This is a genomic window from Streptomyces sp. NPDC021100 (assembly GCF_044333095.1).
Taxonomy (GTDB): Bacteria; Actinomycetota; Actinomycetes; order Streptomycetales; family Streptomycetaceae; genus Streptomyces.
In genome coordinates this window covers 580,437-597,548 of sequence record NZ_JBIRQH010000001.1, presented here as the reverse complement: position 1 = coordinate 597,548, position 17,112 = coordinate 580,437, and the positions used below count along the sequence as shown (strand labels likewise).

16 protein-coding genes are annotated in these 17,112 nt (G+C 74.4%); 15 read left to right on the top strand and 1 reads right to left on the bottom strand.

Annotated features, from left to right (window positions below; translation table 11 throughout):
• Positions 1–143: 143 nt before the first annotated feature.
• The 13 genes from ACH4PU_RS02725 (at position 144) to moeZ (ending at position 14,969) form a co-directional block, all read left to right on the top strand.
• The gene (locus ACH4PU_RS02725) at positions 144–1,148 is read left to right on the top strand and encodes an alpha/beta fold hydrolase (RefSeq protein WP_398264815.1); all 1,005 of its coding nucleotides are present in this window, start codon (positions 144–146) and stop codon (positions 1,146–1,148) included.
• A complete protein-coding gene (locus ACH4PU_RS02720) occupies positions 1,141–2,283 on the top strand; it encodes a DUF3152 domain-containing protein (protein WP_398264813.1) in 1,143 nt (380 codons plus the stop codon). The genes ACH4PU_RS02725 and ACH4PU_RS02720 overlap by 8 nt, the downstream gene beginning before the upstream one ends.
• A gap of 87 nt (positions 2,284–2,370) precedes the next feature.
• Positions 2,371–2,463: an Ms4533A family Cys-rich leader peptide gene (locus tag ACH4PU_RS02715; protein WP_313772143.1), complete on the top strand. Its 93-nt coding sequence runs from the start codon at positions 2,371–2,373 to the stop codon at positions 2,461–2,463.
• Positions 2,464–2,651: 188 nt separating this feature from the next.
• Entirely contained in the window at positions 2,652–4,385 is a 1,734-nt protein-coding gene (locus ACH4PU_RS02710; RefSeq protein WP_398264811.1) for an ABC transporter substrate-binding protein, read from the top strand.
• A complete protein-coding gene (locus ACH4PU_RS02705; RefSeq protein WP_398264809.1) occupies positions 4,382–5,425 on the top strand; it encodes an ABC transporter permease in 1,044 nt (347 codons plus the stop codon). The genes ACH4PU_RS02710 and ACH4PU_RS02705 overlap by 4 nt, the downstream gene beginning before the upstream one ends.
• Positions 5,422–6,411, top strand: a complete 990-nt coding sequence (locus ACH4PU_RS02700) for an ABC transporter permease (protein WP_398264807.1) — start codon at positions 5,422–5,424, stop codon at positions 6,409–6,411. Before ACH4PU_RS02705 ends, ACH4PU_RS02700 begins: the two co-directional genes overlap by 4 nt.
• On the top strand, positions 6,408–8,039 hold the full coding sequence (locus tag ACH4PU_RS02695; RefSeq protein WP_398264805.1) for a dipeptide ABC transporter ATP-binding protein: 1,632 nt from the start codon (positions 6,408–6,410) through the stop codon (positions 8,037–8,039). The genes ACH4PU_RS02700 and ACH4PU_RS02695 overlap by 4 nt, the downstream gene beginning before the upstream one ends.
• A gap of 413 nt (positions 8,040–8,452) precedes the next feature.
• Positions 8,453–9,985, top strand: coding sequence for a DUF3492 domain-containing protein (locus ACH4PU_RS02690; protein ID WP_398264803.1), 1,533 nt, complete (start codon positions 8,453–8,455; stop codon positions 9,983–9,985).
• The gene (locus ACH4PU_RS02685; RefSeq protein ID WP_398264801.1) at positions 9,982–11,919 is read left to right on the top strand and encodes a hypothetical protein; all 1,938 of its coding nucleotides are present in this window, start codon (positions 9,982–9,984) and stop codon (positions 11,917–11,919) included. Before ACH4PU_RS02690 ends, ACH4PU_RS02685 begins: the two co-directional genes overlap by 4 nt.
• Positions 11,909–12,052 carry a hypothetical protein gene (locus tag ACH4PU_RS02680; RefSeq protein ID WP_398264799.1) on the top strand — a complete coding sequence of 48 codons (144 nt, stop codon included), beginning with the start codon at positions 11,909–11,911 and terminating at the stop codon, positions 12,050–12,052. The genes ACH4PU_RS02685 and ACH4PU_RS02680 overlap by 11 nt, the downstream gene beginning before the upstream one ends.
• A complete protein-coding gene (locus ACH4PU_RS02675) occupies positions 12,049–12,963 on the top strand; it encodes an NAD-dependent epimerase/dehydratase family protein (RefSeq protein ID WP_398264797.1) in 915 nt (304 codons plus the stop codon). Before ACH4PU_RS02680 ends, ACH4PU_RS02675 begins: the two co-directional genes overlap by 4 nt.
• Complete coding sequence (locus tag ACH4PU_RS02670; RefSeq protein WP_398264795.1) at positions 12,951–13,706, top strand: spherulation-specific family 4 protein; 756 nt, start codon at positions 12,951–12,953, stop codon at positions 13,704–13,706. Before ACH4PU_RS02675 ends, ACH4PU_RS02670 begins: the two co-directional genes overlap by 13 nt.
• Before the next feature lie 84 nt (positions 13,707–13,790).
• Positions 13,791–14,969: an adenylyltransferase/sulfurtransferase MoeZ gene (moeZ, locus tag ACH4PU_RS02665; protein WP_398264793.1), complete on the top strand. Its 1,179-nt coding sequence runs from the start codon at positions 13,791–13,793 to the stop codon at positions 14,967–14,969.
• Positions 14,970–15,065: 96 nt separating this feature from the next.
• On the opposite strand, the gene ACH4PU_RS02660 is transcribed toward moeZ, so the two are convergent.
• The gene (locus ACH4PU_RS02660; RefSeq protein WP_398264791.1) at positions 15,066–15,572 is read right to left on the bottom strand and encodes a hypothetical protein; all 507 of its coding nucleotides are present in this window, start codon (positions 15,570–15,572) and stop codon (positions 15,066–15,068) included.
• A 229-nt stretch (positions 15,573–15,801) separates the two neighbouring features.
• Between ACH4PU_RS02660 and ACH4PU_RS02655 the strand changes: the two genes are divergently transcribed.
• Positions 15,802–16,344 (top strand): UTRA domain-containing protein, encoded by a 543-nt coding sequence (locus tag ACH4PU_RS02655; RefSeq protein WP_398264789.1) that lies wholly within the window; start codon positions 15,802–15,804, stop codon positions 16,342–16,344.
• Between the two features lie 2 nt (positions 16,345–16,346).
• Positions 16,347–17,108 (top strand): GntR family transcriptional regulator, encoded by a 762-nt coding sequence (locus tag ACH4PU_RS02650; protein WP_398264787.1) that lies wholly within the window; start codon positions 16,347–16,349, stop codon positions 17,106–17,108.
• The last annotated feature ends 4 nt before the right edge of the window (positions 17,109–17,112 follow it).

The following is a 17,112-nucleotide window of genomic DNA, read 5'->3' as shown; positions in this document are numbered from 1 at the left end:
CGCCGGTGTACCGGAACTCCTTCCCGTGGGAGCCGTCGCAAGTCCCTTCCTCCGAGCGTAGGAGACGCGGCCGCCCGCCGCCAGGCGATCTGTGACGGCTGCCACAGACGTTTCCGGCGTGATGCTCTCGTAACATTGCCCGCATGTCGGAGACCGAGTCGCCGGTGGCACCGGGTGCCCCCGCCGTTCCCGTGGTGCCGCCCTCGCCCCTTCCGCCGTTCGGCGCGGGGGAGCGGCTGCGCACGGTGACCCTGCCCGGAGCGACGCTGACGGTGCGTTCCCGGCCGCCCGCCGCCTCGGACGGGCCTGCTCCGCCACCCGCCCTCTTCGTGCACGGCCTCGGCGGCTCGTCGCGGAACTGGTCCCCGCTGATGGCCCTGCTCGCGGACGCCGTCGACGGGGAGGCGCTGGACCTCCCCGGCTTCGGCGACTCGCCGCCGCCCGACGACGGCGACCACTCGGTCACGGCCTGCGCCCGGGTGGTGATCCGCTACCTCGACACCCGCGCCCGCGGCCCCGTGCACCTGTTCGGCAACTCGCTGGGCGGCGCGATCGTCACCCGCGTCGCGGCGGTCCGCCCCGACCTCGTCCGGACCCTGACGCTCGTCTCGCCCGCCCTGCCGGAGCTGCGTCCGCAGCGCACCGCGCTGCCCACCGGGCTGCTGGCCGTGCCGGGTGCCGTCTCCCTCTTCTCCCGCCTGACCAGGGACTGGACCGCGGAGGACCGTACGCGCGGGATGCTCGCCCTCTGTTACGGGGATCCCGGGCGGGTGTCGCCGGAGGGGTTCGCCATGGCGGTCGAGGAGTTCGAGCGCCGACTGGAGCTCCCCTACTTCTGGGACGTGATGGCGCGGTCGACCCGTGGCGTCGTGGACGCGTACACCCTCGGCGGACAGCATTCGCTGTGGCGTCAGGCCGAGCGCGTCCTTGCCCCTACCCTGCTGGTGTACGGAACGAGCGACCGGCTCGTCTCGTACCGCATGGCCCGCCGGGCGAGCAAGGCGTTCCGCGACGCGCGGCTGCTGACGCTGCTGGGCACCGGCCATGTGGCGATGATGGAGGATCCGGACGCGGTGGCCCGTGCCTTCCGCGAACTCCTCACGGACACCCTCACGACGTCGGAACGGAGCGCCACGCCCCGTGGGTAAACACAGCGCACGTGCCCCCCAGGCCCCTCAGGCCGCCCCCGGGGGGCGTACGGAGGAGACGCCGGAGGCCCCCGCCGCCCGGGAGGCCGTCCGGACCGCCGAGCGGCCGCTCGGCGCGGAGGACGACGGGCCGTCCGGCCGGCCGGAGCCGGTCGTGCGGTCCGCTCCGCGGGGCCCGGCCATCGGCTGGGGTGTCATCGGGCGGCAGGGCGGCCCCGCGGCTTCCTCCCGCTCGTCCGGGCGGCCCCGGCCGGACGGCACGCGGCCGAAGGCGGCGCGGGTGCCGGAACCGCGCCGGGGGAGCGGCGGACGCGGGGACGCGCCCGGCGGCGGCGCGCACCGGGCCGTCGGCGGCAGGGGCCGCGCGGTCACCGGGGTGGCCGCGGCGGTGGTGACGGCGGTGCTGGCCGTCTTCGTAGCGGGGCAGGTCGAGGACGGTACGGAGAGCCGGGCGCAGGCGCAGACCCCGGACGCGCGGAACGGCGCGGGTGCCGCCTCGCGGTCCGACAGCCGGCCGACACCCCGGCCCCCCGTGGCGCCGGTGACGTACGAGCAGAAGATGGCGAAGAAGTACCCCCTGGACCAGCGGATGCCGGCCTCGGGTGAATTCATGACCGTCGGCGGGCACGACAAAGCCCCCGGTAAGGGTGAAGTTCTCCGTTACCGCGTTGACGTCGAGAAGGGGCTGCCGCTTGACGGCGGCCTCTTCGCCACGGCCGTGCACCGGACCCTCAACGACGACCGCAGCTGGGGCCACGGCGGCACCCGCACCTTCGAGCGGGTCTCCTCCGGGCACGCCGACTTCGTGGTGACCCTGGCCGGCCCGGCGACCACCGCCAAGTGGTGTGCCAAGTCGGATCTGGACATCACCGTGGACAACGTCTCCTGCGACTCCGCCGCCACCGACCGCGTGATGATCAACGCCTACCGGTGGGCGCAGGGTGCCGAGACCTACGGCGACCGGATGTACGAGTACCGGCAGATGCTCATCAACCACGAGGTCGGCCACCGGCTCGGCCACAACCACGCGTCCTGCGGCAAGGCGGGCGCGCCGGCGCCGGTGATGATGCAGCAGACCAAGTTCCTCACCACGGACGGGGTGACCTGCAAGCCCAACGCCTGGCCGTTCCCCTAATGATCGACTTCTCGGCATCCGGGACGTTCCGTCTCTGCTGGTGAGACACCTTTGCCCGTAGTCGAAAATTCGTCCAGTCTTCTGCGCATGCCGCACCACCACACCTCCGCGAGCGCCGCTTTCGAGCTGGCGCTGATCGGTGTGGCCGTGCACGCGGTCGCCGACATCAGCTGTCGCTGACACCGTCCCCCTCTCCCCGCGCATTCCGCGCGACGCAGGCCGCGTCGCGCCCGCCGGGGGCGGTTCCGCGTCGCCGCGCGTCGTTCACCACCGCCTTCCACGGGTGCCTCCGGTCCTGGGTTCCGCCCTTTTCCCCTTTTTCCCGATCGGCCTCTTTCCGATCGTCCCCGTGAAAGGCCCCGTCTGCCATGCGCCCATCCTCCGTACCCCGCCGCCGCGCCGCCGTGGCCGCCCTCGTCGTGGCCGTCGTCACCGGGGCGGCGGCCTGCGGCCCCGAGAAGAAGGACGAGGCCGGGGGCGCCGACGGCGCGCCGCGCAAGGGCGGCACGCTCACCGTCCTCAACCGGCAGCCGCAGAAGCAGTTCGACCCGGCCCGGCTCTACACCTCCGGCGGCGGCAACGTCCCGTCCCTCGTCTTCCGCACCCTCACCACCCGCCACCGGGCCGACGGCGCCGAGGGCACCAAGGTCGTCCCCGACCTCGCCACCGACACCGGCAAGCCCAGCGACGACGCCAAGGTGTGGACGTTCACGCTGAAGGACGGGCTGACGTACGAGGACGGCACGCCGATCACCAGCGCCGACGTCAAGTACGGCGTCGAGCGCTCGTTCGCCGCCGAACTCTCCGGCGGCGGACCGTACTTGCGCGACTGGCTGGTCGGCGGCGACCGCTACCAGGGCCCGTACAAGGCTGCGCCGGATGGAAAGAAGGGGGCGGGCCTCGACTCCATCGAGACGCCCGACGCCAGGACGATCGTCTTCCACCTCCGCAAGTCCGAGGGCGACTTCCCCTACCTGGCCACCTCCACCCAGTTCGCACCCGTCCCCAAGGCCAAGGACACCGGCACCAAGTACGCCGAACACCCCGTCTCCTCCGGCCCGTACAAGGTCGTGAGCAACACCAACGACGGGCAGCGGCTGCGGCTGGAGCGCAACCCCCACTGGTCCGAGGCCACCGACAAGGAGCGGCACGCCTACCCGGACGCCATCGACGTCCAGGCCGGGCTCGCCCCTGCGGTGATCAACCAGCGGCTGGCGACCGGCTCGGGCGCCGACTCCGCCGCCGTCACCACCGACACCAACCTCGGCCCGGCCGAACTCGCCCGGGTGAGCGGCGACAAGGCGCTCGCCGGCCGGGTCGGCACCGGCCACTTCGGCTACACGAACTACCTGGCCTTCAACCCCGAGGCCAAGCCCTTCGACGACCCCAAGGTGCGCCAGGCCGTCGCGTACGCCGTCAACCGGACGAGCGTCGTCAACGCGGCGGGCGGCTCCTCGCTCGCTGAGCCGGCCACCACCTTCCTGCCGAACCAGAAGTCCTTCGGGTACACCCCGAGCGACCCCTTCCCGGCCGGCGCCACCGGTGCTCCCGAGAAGGCGAAGGCCCTGCTCAAGGAGGCCGGGCACGAGGACGGCCTGGAGATCACCCTCACCCACTCCACCGCCCAGGGCGGCGAGAGCGGCCCGGAGATCGCCACGGCCGTCCAGGAGGCCCTGGGCAAGGCCGGCATCAAGGTCAAGCTGGAGGGCCTGGAGGACAACGACTACGAGGACCGCACCCACAGCGTCGACAAGCAGCCCGCCCTCTTCCTCGGCCACTGGGGAGCCGACTGGCCGTCCGGCGGACCGTTCCTCGCGCCGGTCTTCGACGGCCGGCAGATCGTCAAGGACGGCTACAACTTCAACTCCGGCCGCCTGGACGACGCCAAGGTCAACGACGAGATCGACGCCATCAACAAGATCACGGACCACTCCGCCGCCGCCGCGCGCTGGGGCGCCCTGGACCGGACGATCGGCGAACGGGCCCTCACCGTCCCGCTGTTCCACCCCGTCTACAAGCGCCTCTACGGCAAGGACGTGAAGAACGTCGTCATCAGCGACTGGACCGGCGTCCTCGACATCTCCCAGGTCGCGGTCAAGTGACCGAGCTCCTCACCACCGCCCCACCGGCCGGCGCCCACCGGGTCCGGCGGCGGCTGCGGGCCCGCCGGGCCGCGCTGCCCGCCGCCGCCGTGCTCGGCCTGCTCGTCCTCCTCGCCCTCGGCGCGCCGCTGTTCGCCGCGCTGGAGGGCCAGGACGCCACCACGTACCACGACGGCCTCGTCGACTCCGCGCGCGGCGGTGTGCCGCTCGGTTCTTTCGGCGGCATCAGCGCCGACCACTGGCTCGGCGTCGAACCCGGCACCGGCCGCGACCTGTTCGTCCGGATCCTCTACGGCGCCCGCGTCTCGCTGGCCGTCGCCGTCGGCGCCACGCTGGTGCAGATCCTCGTCGGCGTCGCCGTCGGGCTGACGGCCGCGCTCGGCAACCGCGTCGTCGACGGGATCCTCGGCCACCTCACCGACGTGATGGTCGCGTTGCCGATGCTGGTGTTCGCCATCGCGCTGACGGCCGTCGTCCCGGCCGGCTTCCCCCGGCCCGCGCTGCTCGTCGTCGTCATCGGGCTGATCGCCTGGGGCGGGCTGGCCCGGGTCGTCCGCGCCCAGGCGCTGGCCCTGAAGAAGCTCGACCACGTCGCCGCCGCCCGGCTGACCGGTGCGTCGGAGTGGCGGATCGCCCGGCGGGAACTGCTGCCCGCGCTGGCCGCGCCCGTCATCACCTACGCGGCGATCCTGCTGCCGGCCAACATGATCCTGGAAGCGGGCATGTCCTTCCTCGGCGTCGGCATCACCCCGCCGACCCCCTCGTGGGGGCAGATGCTGTCCTCCGCGCAGACCTGGTTCCGCGCCGACCCCCTCTACGTGATCCTTCCGGCCCTGATGCTCTTCGTCACCACCTTCGCGTTCACCGTGCTCGGCGACGCCCTGCGCGGCGCGCTCGACCCGCGCGAGGCGTCCCGGCTGCGCGTCGGCCGGCGGGGGCGCGCCTCCCGGACGGGCTTCCGGACGGGCTCTCGGGCGGGCTTCCGGGCGGGATTCCAAACGGGCTCCCAGGCGGACACCCGGACGGGCGGTGCCGCGTGACCGCGTTCGTCCTGCGGCGCGCCCTCGGCGTGCTCGTCGTCCTCCTCGCGCTCTCCGCCGTCGTCTACGCGACCTTCTACCTCGCGCCCGGCGACCCCGCCCAGCTCGCCTGCGGCCCCCGCTGCGACCCGGCGCAGGTGCGGCAGGTACGGGAGCAACTCGGGCTCGACGCACCCGTGTACACCCAGTACTGGCACTTCCTCCAGGGCCTCGTCACCGGCCACGACTACTCCACCGGCACCGGCGTGCTGCACTGCGACGCGCCCTGCCTGGGGCTGTCGTACCAGAGCGACCAGCAGGTCACCGACCTCATCGCCCGCGGTCTGCCCGCCACGGCCTCCCTCGCCACCGGCGCCATGGTGCTGTGGCTGCTGATCGGCGTCGGCACCGGGCTGCTGTCCGTCGTCCGCCGCGGCGGCGTCGTCGAACGGCTGCTGACCTGGCTGACGCTGGCCGGGACCGCGACGCCGGTCTTCATCACCGGCCTCGGGCTGCTGATGCTGTTCTGCGCCTACCTGGAGTGGCTGCCGTTCCCCTCCTACGTGCCGCTGACCGACGACCCCGAGCAGTGGGCCTGGAACCTGCTGCTGCCCTGGTTCTCGCTGGCGCTGCTGGAGTCCGCCAAGTACGCGCGGATGACCAGGAGTTCCATGCTGGAGACGCTGGCCGAGGACCACGTCCGCACCTTCCGCGCCTATGGCGTCGCCGAGCGGGCGATCGTCGGACGGCACGCGCTGCGCGGCGCGCTGGCGCCCGTCATCGCGCTCACGGCCGCCGACTTCGGTTCGATGTTCGGCAACGCGATGCTGACCGAGGCGATGTTCGGGCTGCCCGGGATCGGCAAGCTGCTGGTGGACGCCACCAAGGCGATCGACCTGCCGGTCGTCGTCGGTCTGGTGATGGTCACCGGCGCCGCCGTCGCGCTGGCCAACGTCGTGGCCGACCTGCTCTACGCCGTCGCCGACCGGAGGGTGGCCCTGCGATGACCGCACCACTGGTGTCCGTGGACCGCCTGTCCGTGGAGTTCCCCGCCGAGCGGGGACCCGTGCGCGCCGTGCGGGAGCTGTCCTTCACGCTCCCGCCCGGCGGCGCGCTGGGCATCGTCGGCGAGTCCGGCTCCGGCAAGAGCACCGCCGCGTACGCCCTCCTCGGGCTGCACCACGGGACGGGCGCCCGGCTCACCGGCTCGGTGCGCGTCGCCGGGCACGACGTCACGGCGGCCGGCGAGGCGGAACTGCGGCGGCTGCGCGGCGCCACGGCCGCCATGGTCTTCCAGGACCCGCTCTCCTCCCTCGACCCCTACCAGGCCGTCGGCGACCAGATCGCCGAGGTGTACCGCGTCCACCACCGGGACGCCTCCCGGCGGGCCGCGCGGGCGCGGGCCGTGGAGGTGCTCGACCGGGTGGGCATCCCCGACGCCGCCCGCCGCGCGCGCTCCCGGCCGCACGAGTTCAGCGGCGGCCAGCGGCAGCGCGCCCTGATCGCCATGGCCGTGGCCTGCGCGCCCCGGCTGCTGGTCGCCGACGAGCCGACGACCGCCCTCGACGTCACCGTCCAGGCGCAGATCCTCGCCCTGCTGCGGGAGTTGCGCGAGGAGACGGGCATGGGGCTCGTCCTCGTCACCCACGACCTGGGGGTGGCGGCGGGCAGCGTCGACGAACTGCTGGTGATGAAGGACGGGCGCGCGGTCGAGCACGGGCCGGTGCGCGCCGTCCTCGACGCGCCGGCCGAGCCGTACACGCGCGCCCTGCTGGACGCCGTGCCGCGCGTGGACGCACGGCGTGCGCCGGTGCTGCGCACGGCGTCGCCGGGGGACGACTCCGCGCTGCTCGAAGCGGTCGGACTGCGACAGGAGTTCGGGCGCGGGCGGCGGGCCGTCACCGCTCTCGACGGCGTGTCGCTGACCGTCCGGCCGGGGGAGACCGTCGGCGTGGTCGGCGAGTCCGGCAGCGGCAAGACGACGCTCGGCCGGGCGCTGGTCCGGCTGCTCACCCCCACCGCCGGCGAGATCCGCTACCAGGGGCGGGACATCGGCCGGCTGGGGGAGCGCGCCTTGCGGCCGTTCCGCAGCGAACTCCAGATGGTCTTCCAGGACCCCGTCTCCTCCCTCAACCCCCGTCGCGGCATCGGCGAGTCCATCGCCGACCCGCTGCGCGCGGCCGGCCGGCTGACGGACGCGCGGATCGTCGCCCGGGTACGGGACCTGCTCGACCGGGTGGGCCTCGACCCGGACGCCTACCACCGCTACCCGCACGAGTTCAGCGGCGGCCAGCGGCAGCGCGTGGGCATCGCCCGGGCGCTGGCGCCCGAGCCCCGGCTGATCGTCTGCGACGAGCCGGTCTCGGCGCTGGACGTCACCACCCAGGCACAGGTGGTCGCCCTCCTGGGCGAGCTGCAGCGCGAACTGGGCATCGCCCTCGTCTTCATCGCCCACGACCTCGCCGTCGTCCGGCAGGTCAGCGACCGGCTGGTGGTGATGCGGCAGGGGCGCGTGGTGGAGGAAGGCCCGGCGGACGCCGTCTACGAGCGGCCGGAGCATCCGTACACGCGCGGACTGCTGGCGGCGGTGCCGCGGGTGGGGGCAGTGGGCCATACCAGCCCGGCCGGCGTTTGAGGCCGCCGAGCGGCGCGGGAAGCAGTGGCCGATCTCAGCCCGGCCGGCGTTTGAGGCCGAGCGGCGCAGCCGCGACAAGCGGGGGCGCGCGGGGGCGGGGCCCCGCTGGAAACGGCGAAGGGGCGGGGCAGGGGCACAGCTCCGCAGGAAAGCCCGCTGCGGGCGTCCGGCGCGGCGGCCCGCGTCACGCGGCGGCGCCCGGGCCGGCCCGTGTCCGGGCCGGCCCCCCGCGCCGACGGCCGGGATTCGTCCGAGCCAGGGCAAGCGCCCATAACGCACCTCAAAGGGGAAGGTCACGCCCGTTCACCCCTTCCGGTGGTGCGACGGACAACCGTCCGTCGCACCACCTCCGCGCCCCCATAGCGTGCTCCCGGCTGCCGGACGACTGAGGGATCGGGGGTGCGCTCGTGCGCGTGGGACTGCTGACCGAGGGTGGGTACCCGTACGCCGCTGGTGAGGGCGGGGAGTGGTGCGACCGGCTCGTCCGCGGACTGCCCCGGCACGAGTTCGAGGTGTACGCGCTGAGCCGCAGCGCCCGCCAGGAGGACGGCGGTTGGTACGGGTTGCCCGGCAACGTCCGCCGGATCAGAGCCGCCCCGCTGTGGGGCGGACCCGCGCCCGGCGGGGCGGCGCGCGCCCACGGCGCGTACGGCCGGCGCGAACGGCAGCGCTTCACCGCCCACTTCGGCGACCTGGCCGCCGCCCTCACCACACCGGGCGACCAGGCGTACCGTTTCGCCGAGGGCCTCTACGGCCTCGCCGGCCTCGCCCGCGACGAGGGCGGCCTCGTCGCCGCGCTCCGCTCCGAACTCGCCCTCCGCGCCCTGGAGTCGGCCTGCCGCGCCCCCGACGCGCATCCCGGCGCGCAGGGCGTCCGCGTCGCCGACCTCCTCGTCGTCGCCGGCCTCCTCGAACGGGCCCTGCGCCCGCTCTCCCTCGACTGGTACGGCGCCCCGGACGGCGACCTCGGCCTGGCCGGCGTCGACCTGTGCCACGCCGCGTCCGCCGGCCCGGCCGCCCTGCCCGGGCTGCTCGCCCGGCGCTTCTTCGGCACCCCCCTGCTCGTCACCGAGTACGGCGTGCGGCTGCGCGAGCACTACCTCACCGAGCCGACGGGCCTCTCCGTGCCCGTCCGCACCCTGCTGTCCGCCTTCCACCGGCTGCTGGCCGGCGAGACGTACGCCCGCGCCTCGCTGATCACCCCCGGCGACGCGCAGGTCCGCCGCTGGCAGGAGCGCTGCGGCGCCGACCGCGGCCGGCTGCGCACCGTCCCGCCGGGGGTGGACGCGAGCCTGTACGAGGCCGTCGGCGAGGCGCGGCCCGAGCGGCGCGGGGAGGGGCCGGTGCTGCTCCTCGCCGGGGGCCCGCCCGAACCCTGGCTCTGGGAGGCGACCACCGTCCTCACCCTGACCCGGCCGGACGTCCGGCTGCGCGTCACCGGCGTCCCGGAGGGCGGGCCGCTGCCCGAGGGCGTCACCCGGGTCGCCGTGTGCGGTCCCGAGGACTACGCCGACGCGGACGTCATCGTCGTCGCCCCCTCCGGCGACGGCTTCCCCGTCCCGCTGGCCGAGGCCATGTTCTGCGGCCGCGCCACCGTCGTCCCCGACACGGCCACGGCCCGCGAAGTCGTGGGCGGCACCGGCCTGGTGGTGCCCGCGCACGACCCGCACGCCCTCGCCGAGGGCTGCCTCACGCTGCTCGACGACCCCGCCCGCGCGGACCGGCTCGGCGCCGCCGCCCGGGCCCGCGCCCTGGAACTCTTCACCGTGGAACAGAACATCGCCACCTTCGGCGGCATCTATCTGGAGTTGCTGTCGGCCGCCCCGGCGCGGCAGGACGTCGCCGCCCCGCGCGACGCGGCGTCCCTCGCCGCGGCCGCCGGGCGCCCGCGCGGCCTCGCCTGGTCCGCCCGTCCCGCCTCGCCGTCCTGGGCGGGCCGCCGGTGACGCGGGCCGCGGCGCCGGCCGCCCCCGTCTTCGGCGGGCCCGCGATCCCCGCGCAGGCGGGTCCGGCACAGGCGGGTCCGGGACAGGCGGGGCCCGCGCCGGCCGTCGGCATACCCGCCGCTCCGGGGCGCCCCGGGCCGGCTCCCGACCCGGTCCGCGCCCTGCTGCTCCGGCACCACGCGGTGTGCGCCGACGCCGTCGACCCCTGGGAACTCGCCGCGCGGCTGGAGGCGCGGGGCGTCACCGACCGCGCGGCGGCGGTCTGCGGGCACCGGGACGTCTTCTCGCTCGCGGAAGAGCTGTACGCGCGCGTCGGCGGGGGATCCGGGAGCGGTACGGAGGCGGGTACGGGCGCGACGGCCGGAGTGCGGAGGGCCGGGGCGCGCGGGCTGCGGGCGGCGGGGGCCGTCAGGGCTGCCGGGTCCGTCAGAACGGCCGAGGACGGGAGGCGGAGGCCCGACGAGGTCGAGTGGCCGCAGTTCCGGACGCGGGACTGGGGGCGTTACGGGACGCCCGGCGCCTCCGGCGCGGAGGAGGCGCCGGCGCTCGGCGGGGGAGTGAACCTCGGCTCCGGCGCCGCCGGACGATCCTCGCGCGCTGCCGATCACCCCGGTGCTCCGCGCGATGTCCACGCCATCGGAGCCTTGGGACTCCCGGGAGCCCCGGGGGCCTCCGAAGTCTCCGGAAACCCAAGGGGGTTCAGGGCTTCCCGGCCCACCGGAGCCCCTGAAGCTCCCGAGGCCGCGGCCGGCTCCCGCGTCGCGCGAGCCTCCTGCGCCTCGCACGACCCCGACGCCTACGGCCTGTGCCCCGCCCGCCCCGGCCGGACCCGTCGGACCGTCGCCGGTGCGCTGGCCTGGGCCTGGCTGCTCGCCTACGGGTGCGTCGGCGACCGGCTGCTGTCCGCGCTGCTGCACGGCCACGCGCGGATCGGCCCCCGGGCCCTCGCCACCGCGGCGGCGCCCACCGCCCTCGGGCTGGCCTGCGCCGTCGCGCCCGCCGCGTGGTGCGCGCACGCCTTCGCCGGGTACGCCCGGCGGCGGCTGGCCGACAGCCGCTCGCTGACCGCGTTCCGCGTACGGGCCCGGTGCGCCCTGCCCGCGGTGCTCGCCGTCGTCCTCGGCGCCCTCTTCCTGTCCGTGTGGACGGCCCGGTCCGCCCTGCCCGGGCTCGGGCACCCCACCTCCGTCCCCGCGCTCGCCGCCCTCGCCCTCGGCTTCCTGCTCTTCCTCGACCGACTCTGCGCCGCCCACGGCCTGGCCCGGCCGGCCGCCGCGGCCGTCCTCGCCGCCTGCGCGGCCGAGGCGCTCCCGCCGGTGCTGCTGCTCGCCGCGCGGCTGCCCGGTTGCGCCGCCCTGGGCTGGCCGGTCACCCGGCTGCCCGGCACCCTCGGGCCGTCCGCGTCGGGCCTCGTCGCCTGCGCGGGGGCGGCCCTCGTCCTGGCCGTCCGGGCCTTCGCGGTCCTGCCGCACGCCGCCGTCCACGGGCTCGGCGGGCCGTACGCGGCGGGGGCGGCCCAAGCGTCGTGGAGCCACCCTGGTCCGTCGGCCGGTCACCCAGGCCTGTCGGCCGGTCTGCGCGGGCCGTCCGACGCCTCCGACCCGGCGGCGGGCTTCCGCGGGCCGTCCGACGCCTTCGATCCGACGCCGGGCCGTGCCGACGCGTCGTCCCGCCACCCCGGCCCGTCCGACACCCCCGGTCCGCCCGATACCCCCAGCCCGTCGGCCGACCACCCCGGCACGCCGCTCAGCCGCCCCGGCCCGTCGTTCGGCCACCGCAGCCGGTTCGACACCCCCGGCACGCCGCCCGGCTGTCCCGGCCCGTCGTCCGGCCGCCCCGATCCCTCGCCCGGCCTCTCCGGCCCCTCCCTCCGTCCCGGCGGGGCCGAGCCCTCCGCACACCCCCGTCAGAGGAGCACCCACCATGACCGTTGATCCGGCCGGCCTCGGCCCCGGCCCCGGCAGTCGGGCCGAAACCGGCATCGGCAGCGAGACCGGTATCGAAACCGGCAGCGAGACCGGCAACGTCGCCGGCCGCGGCGGACGAGAGCGAGGAGGAGAACGATGAGGGTCCTGTTGCTCGGTGCCAACGGCTACCTCGGCCGCTTCGTCGCCGACCGCCTGCTCGCCGACCCCGCCGTCCAGCTCACCGCCCTCGGCCGGGGCGACGACGCCGACGTCCGCTTCGACCTGGCCACCGGCAGCCCCGGCGCGCTCACCCGGTTCCTCAACGCCGTCCACCCGGGCGTCGTCATCAACTGCGCGGGCGCCACCCGCGGCGGCGCCCGCGACCTGACCCGGCACAACACCGTGGCCGTCGCCACGGTCTGCGAGTCGCTGCGCCGCAGCGGCTGCGGGGCGCGCCTCGTCCAGGTGGGCTGCTCCTCGGAGTACGGGCCCTCGCAGCCCGGCTCGTCCACGGCCGAGGACGCGGTGCCGCGCCCCGGCGGCCCGTACGGCGTCAGCAAGCTCGCCGCCACCGAACTCGTCCTGGGCTCCGGCCTGGACGCGATCGTGCTGCGCGTGTTCTCGCCGGTCGGCCCGGGCACCCCGGCCGGTTCGCCGCTGGGCCGCCTCGCGGAGGCGATGCGGCGGGCGATGCAGAACGGCGACAACGAGCTCAAGCTCACCGGGCTCGGCGTCCAGCGCGACTTCGTGGACGTCCGCGACATCGCGCGGGCCGTGCACGCCGCGTCGCTCTCCGCCGCCCAGGGTGCCGTCAACATCGGTACCGGCAGGGCCACCCGGCTGCGCGAGGCCGCCTCGCTGCTCGCCCGCGTGGCCGGCTTCGGGGGCGCCCTGCACGAACTCGACGATCCACACATGGGCGCCACGCCCGTCTACCCGTACCCGGACGGCTGCGGCGCCTGGCAGCAGGCCGACGTGCGCACCGCCCGTGACCGGCTCGGCTGGCGGCCCCGGATCGGCCTGGAGGAGTCGCTGGCCGACATCTGGATGGAGGCCGCGTGTCGTATCTGACGTCGTCCGGCAACCGCCGCCCGCTCCCCGCGGCCAAGACGCCGCTGCGGCTCGGCGTCCCCGGGTTCGCCCACCCGCTCGTCGCGCCCGTGGAGTGGGGGCGGCTGTGCCGCGCGGACCTCCCGCTGGACTGGACGGTGCTCGGCAGTGCCTCCGGCGGCCCCGGCAGCCGCCCGGACCCGTACTGCACGGCCGCCGCGGCGCCGCTGCGCGAGGCCGGCGTCCGCGTCCTCGGCCACCTCGACGCCGCCTTCGGGGCCAGGCCGTTCGGCGAACTCCTCTCCGACGCGCAGCGGTTCCTCAACTGGTACAAGGTGGACGGCTTCGCGGTGGCCCGCTGCCCGGCCGACACCGGCGCGCTCGCCGACGTCCGTCGCGTCACCGGCGCCCTGCGCACCCTCCACGACCGGGCGTACCTCGTGCTCCTGCACGGCAGCCACCCGGTCGCCGGATACGCGGCGCTCGCCGACCAGTTGGTGACCTTCACCGGCCCCTGGAACCGCTACCGCTGGTCCCGTCCCGCCGACTGGACGGCCGACCATCCGCCCGGCCGCTTCTGCCACCTCGTCCACAGCGTCCCCCGCGCCCACCTGGAGGAAGCCCTTCTCATCACCCGCCGGCAGGGCGCCGGCACGGTCTACATGACCGACCGCACCGACCGTGACGGACTGGACCCCTGGGAGTCCATGCCCGGGTACTGGGACGACTTCATCTCGAACATCGGACCGGGTGTCTCGGAATGAGCCGGGGCGTGGCAGTGTTACCGGGGAAGTACAGAACGCTGCCTCTACGTTCCCCGCTCCCGTGGGGATGACCCTGGAGACCCCGTGTCGCTGCCACCCCTGGTCGAGCCGGCTGCCGAGCTCACCGTCGACGAGGTCCGTCGGTACTCGCGCCACCTGATCATCCCGGACGTCGGGATGGACGGGCAGAAGCGCCTGAAGAACGCGAAGGTGCTCTGCGTGGGCGCCGGCGGCCTCGGTTCCCCCGCCCTGATGTACCTGGCCGCCGCGGGCGTGGGCACCCTCGGCATCGTGGAGTTCGACGAGGTCGACGAGTCCAACCTCCAGCGGCAGATCATCCACAGCCAGTCCGACATCGGCCGCTCGAAGGCCGAGTCCGCGCGGGACTCGGTGCTCGGCATCAACCCGTACGTGAACGTCGTCCTCCACCAGGAGCGCCTGGAGGCGGAGAACGTCAAGGAGATCTTCTCCCAGTACGACCTGATCGTCGACGGCACGGACAACTTCGCCACGCGCTACCTGGTCAACGACGCCTGCGTGCTGCTGAACAAGCCGTACGTCTGGGGCTCGATCTACCGCTTCGACGGCCAGGCGTCCGTCTTCTGGAGCGAGCACGGCCCCTGCTACCGCTGCCTCTACCCCGAGCCCCCGCCGCCCGGCATGGTCCCCTCCTGCGCCGAGGGCGGCGTCCTCGGCGTGCTCTGCGCGTCGATCGGCTCCATCCAGGTCACCGAGGCGATCAAGCTGCTGGCCGGGATCGGCGAGCCGCTGGTCGGCCGCCTGATGATCTACGACGCCCTGGAGATGTCGTACCGCCAGGTCAAGGTCCGCAAGGACCCCGACTGCGCGGTCTGCGGCGAGAACCCCACGGTCACCGAGCTCATCGACTACGAGGCGTTCTGCGGCGTCGTCTCGGAGGAGGCCCAGGAGGCCGCCGCCGGCTCCACGATCACTCCCAAGCAGCTCAAGGAGTGGATCGACGACGGCGAGAACATCGACATCATCGACGTCCGCGAGCCCAACGAGTACGAGATCGTCTCCATCCCCGGCGCGCGCCTCGTCCCCAAGAACGAGTTCCTCATGGGCACCGCCCTCCAGGACCTTCCCCAGAACAAGCGCATCGTCCTGCATTGCAAGACGGGTGTCCGCTCAGCGGAAGTCCTCGCCGTCCTGAAGTCGGCCGGCTTCGCGGACGCGGTCCACGTGGGCGGCGGCGTCATCGGCTGGGTCAACCAGATCGAACCGAACAAGCCGGTGTACTGAGCGCGGGCGCAAGTCTCTCGCAGGCGCTGGACGGGCGACTCGGCCGTCCAGCGCCTGCGTTGTATACGGGCGTCGGCCGACACCGGCGTACGGTGGTCAGGGATGTCCCGTCGCTCCGACCGGTTCGAGTGCTTCGGGAACCGTCGTCCAGTAGCGTCCGCCACCGGTGGCTCGCAGCCAGGCCACGCCTCCGACGGAGTCGACGGCGATCACGGTGCCGGTCCGTTCCGCGACCGAGTCGCGGACCACAGCCTTTTCGTAAGGGCGCCAGACCGTGGCCAGGAACGCGGCGCGTCCTTCGACCCAGTCGAGGACGTCCGAGTAGCTCTCGGTTCCTCTGCTGACCACCATCGGCGGCGCGTAGGTGACGATGCCTCGGGCCAGGCCGGTGACCACGAATCGCTTGGCGGCACGCCATCCCGGCCGGGGCGCCCGGGGGGTAGCTTCTCGCTCGTCGGTCAGCTCTGCGGAGACTCTCCAGTCACGTTCTGAGGCGTAATCGCGGCACGCGGCGAGGAACGGTTCGAGATCGGTCCCGGCAGGGCCGGACACGTAGACGGCCACGGTCGGGTGGGCGGTCGTGGGTGCGAGGTGCATGCGCATGGTCGCGTCTCTTTCCTCGGTGCTCCGCCACCCTGGCCGCGCGAACCGCGGGTTCCTTGCGGTGACATGAGGGCGGGGAACGTGAGTGGGTGCTCCCGCGTCCACGAGACGCGAGAGGTCCAAGTGAGGGTGCTCACCTTAAGGCGAACCGCATTAAGGTGGCAAGGCTGGTGATGGGTGATCAAAGCGTGCGCGGTACCGTGGGCCTCTCCGGGAGAGGGGTGAGACGGTGCCAAGCCAGCAGTGGGAGAGCGAGTCCGCCAGGTATCTGGTTCCGCAGGGGCACGGGCGGCCCGACGCGTGGGCCGAGGAGGCCGCCGGGTGGAAGGGGCGGGGCGGGCAGCGGCTGCTGGAGGCCGGGGTCGTCGAGCCGGCTGATGAAGTGACTCGGGCCCTTGAACTCGCCGACGGCGAGCGCGCGGTGCTCCGGCGGCGGCTCGTCCTGCTGGACGACGCGCCCGTCGAGATCGTGACGTCCCACTACCCCGGCCGTATCGCGGAGGGGACGCCCCTGGTCGAGTCCGGAAAGATCCCCGGTGGCGCGGTCACCTTTCTGGCCGGGCTCGGATTTCTCGCGAAGAGGGTCGAGGAGGGCGTCAGTTGTCGGATGCCCACGGCCGACGAGCGAGAGTTGCTGCGCCTCGGCGAGAACGAGCCCGTGCTCGTCGTCTCGCGGCTCGTGCTTGCTGATGACGACGTGCCGATGGAAGTCTGCGAGATGGTCATGAACGCGCGGGACAGGACCGTGCGTTACCGGATGCGGATGGGCTGACCGTGGCGCGCTGGAAGGACCCTCGCCCCGCCCATCAGCAGATCGCGGCGCGCATTCGGGACCAGATCATGTCGGGGCACCTGGACCCCGGGAGCAAGCTGCCGTCCACGCAGCAGCTGATGGACGAGTACGGCGTGGTCGGCACCACCGTGCAGAAGGCGCTGCAGCTGCTCAAGGCCGAGGGGATCGTCGTCGGCCGGCCCGGCAAGGGTGTGTTCGTCCGCGAGCAGCCGAACCACGTCATCGAGCCCGCGACCTCCATGCCGCCCTCCGTCCCCGGGGCTCCGTACTGGTGGACGCGGCACGCCGCCGCTCGGGCGAGGAAGGGAACGGCACGCATCCTGGAGGTGGCGGAGGTCGCGCCGCCCAAGGACGTCGCGGCAGCGCTCGGGCTCGCGGAGGGTGCGACGGCCGTCGTCCGCAAGCGCGTCATGCTGCTGGACGACGAGCCCGCCGAGCTCGTCCACTCGTACTATCCGGCGGAGCTCGCGCGGGGCACCCGGCTCACCGACCGGCGTCGCATCCCCGGCGGCAGTCCGACGCTCCTCGCGGCGCTCGGCTACCCGACGCGTGAGTTCACCGACCGGGTATCCGTGCGGCCGCCCACCGCCGAGGAGTTCGTCGCCCTCGAACTCCCCGGCGAAGTGCCGGTGTTGCGGACTTTCCGTGTGGTCCGTTCGGACCACGGGCGGCCCATCGAGGTGACCGTCATGATCAAGGCAGGGCACCTGTACGAGCTGGAGTACCGGCTGCCGGTGGGCTGACCGT

What these genes read in the sequence shown, in the direction of transcription:
- ACH4PU_RS02725 (WP_398264815.1), top strand. Translation starts at nt 144, where the DNA reads ATGTCGGAGACCGAGTCGCCGGTGGCACCGGGTGCCCCCGCCGTTCCC.
- ACH4PU_RS02715 (WP_313772143.1), top strand. Translation starts at nt 2,371, where the DNA reads ATGCCGCACCACCACACCTCCGCGAGCGCCGCTTTCGAGCTGGCGCTG.
- ACH4PU_RS02710 (WP_398264811.1), top strand. Translation starts at nt 2,652, where the DNA reads ATGCGCCCATCCTCCGTACCCCGCCGCCGCGCCGCCGTGGCCGCCCTC.
- ACH4PU_RS02695 (WP_398264805.1), top strand. Translation starts at nt 6,408, where the DNA reads ATGACCGCACCACTGGTGTCCGTGGACCGCCTGTCCGTGGAGTTCCCC.
- ACH4PU_RS02680 (WP_398264799.1), top strand. Translation starts at nt 11,909, where the DNA reads ATGACCGTTGATCCGGCCGGCCTCGGCCCCGGCCCCGGCAGTCGGGCC.
- ACH4PU_RS02675 (WP_398264797.1), top strand. Translation starts at nt 12,049, where the DNA reads ATGAGGGTCCTGTTGCTCGGTGCCAACGGCTACCTCGGCCGCTTCGTC.
- ACH4PU_RS02660 (WP_398264791.1), bottom strand. Translation starts at nt 15,572, where the DNA reads ATGCGCATGCACCTCGCACCCACGACCGCCCACCCGACCGTGGCCGTC.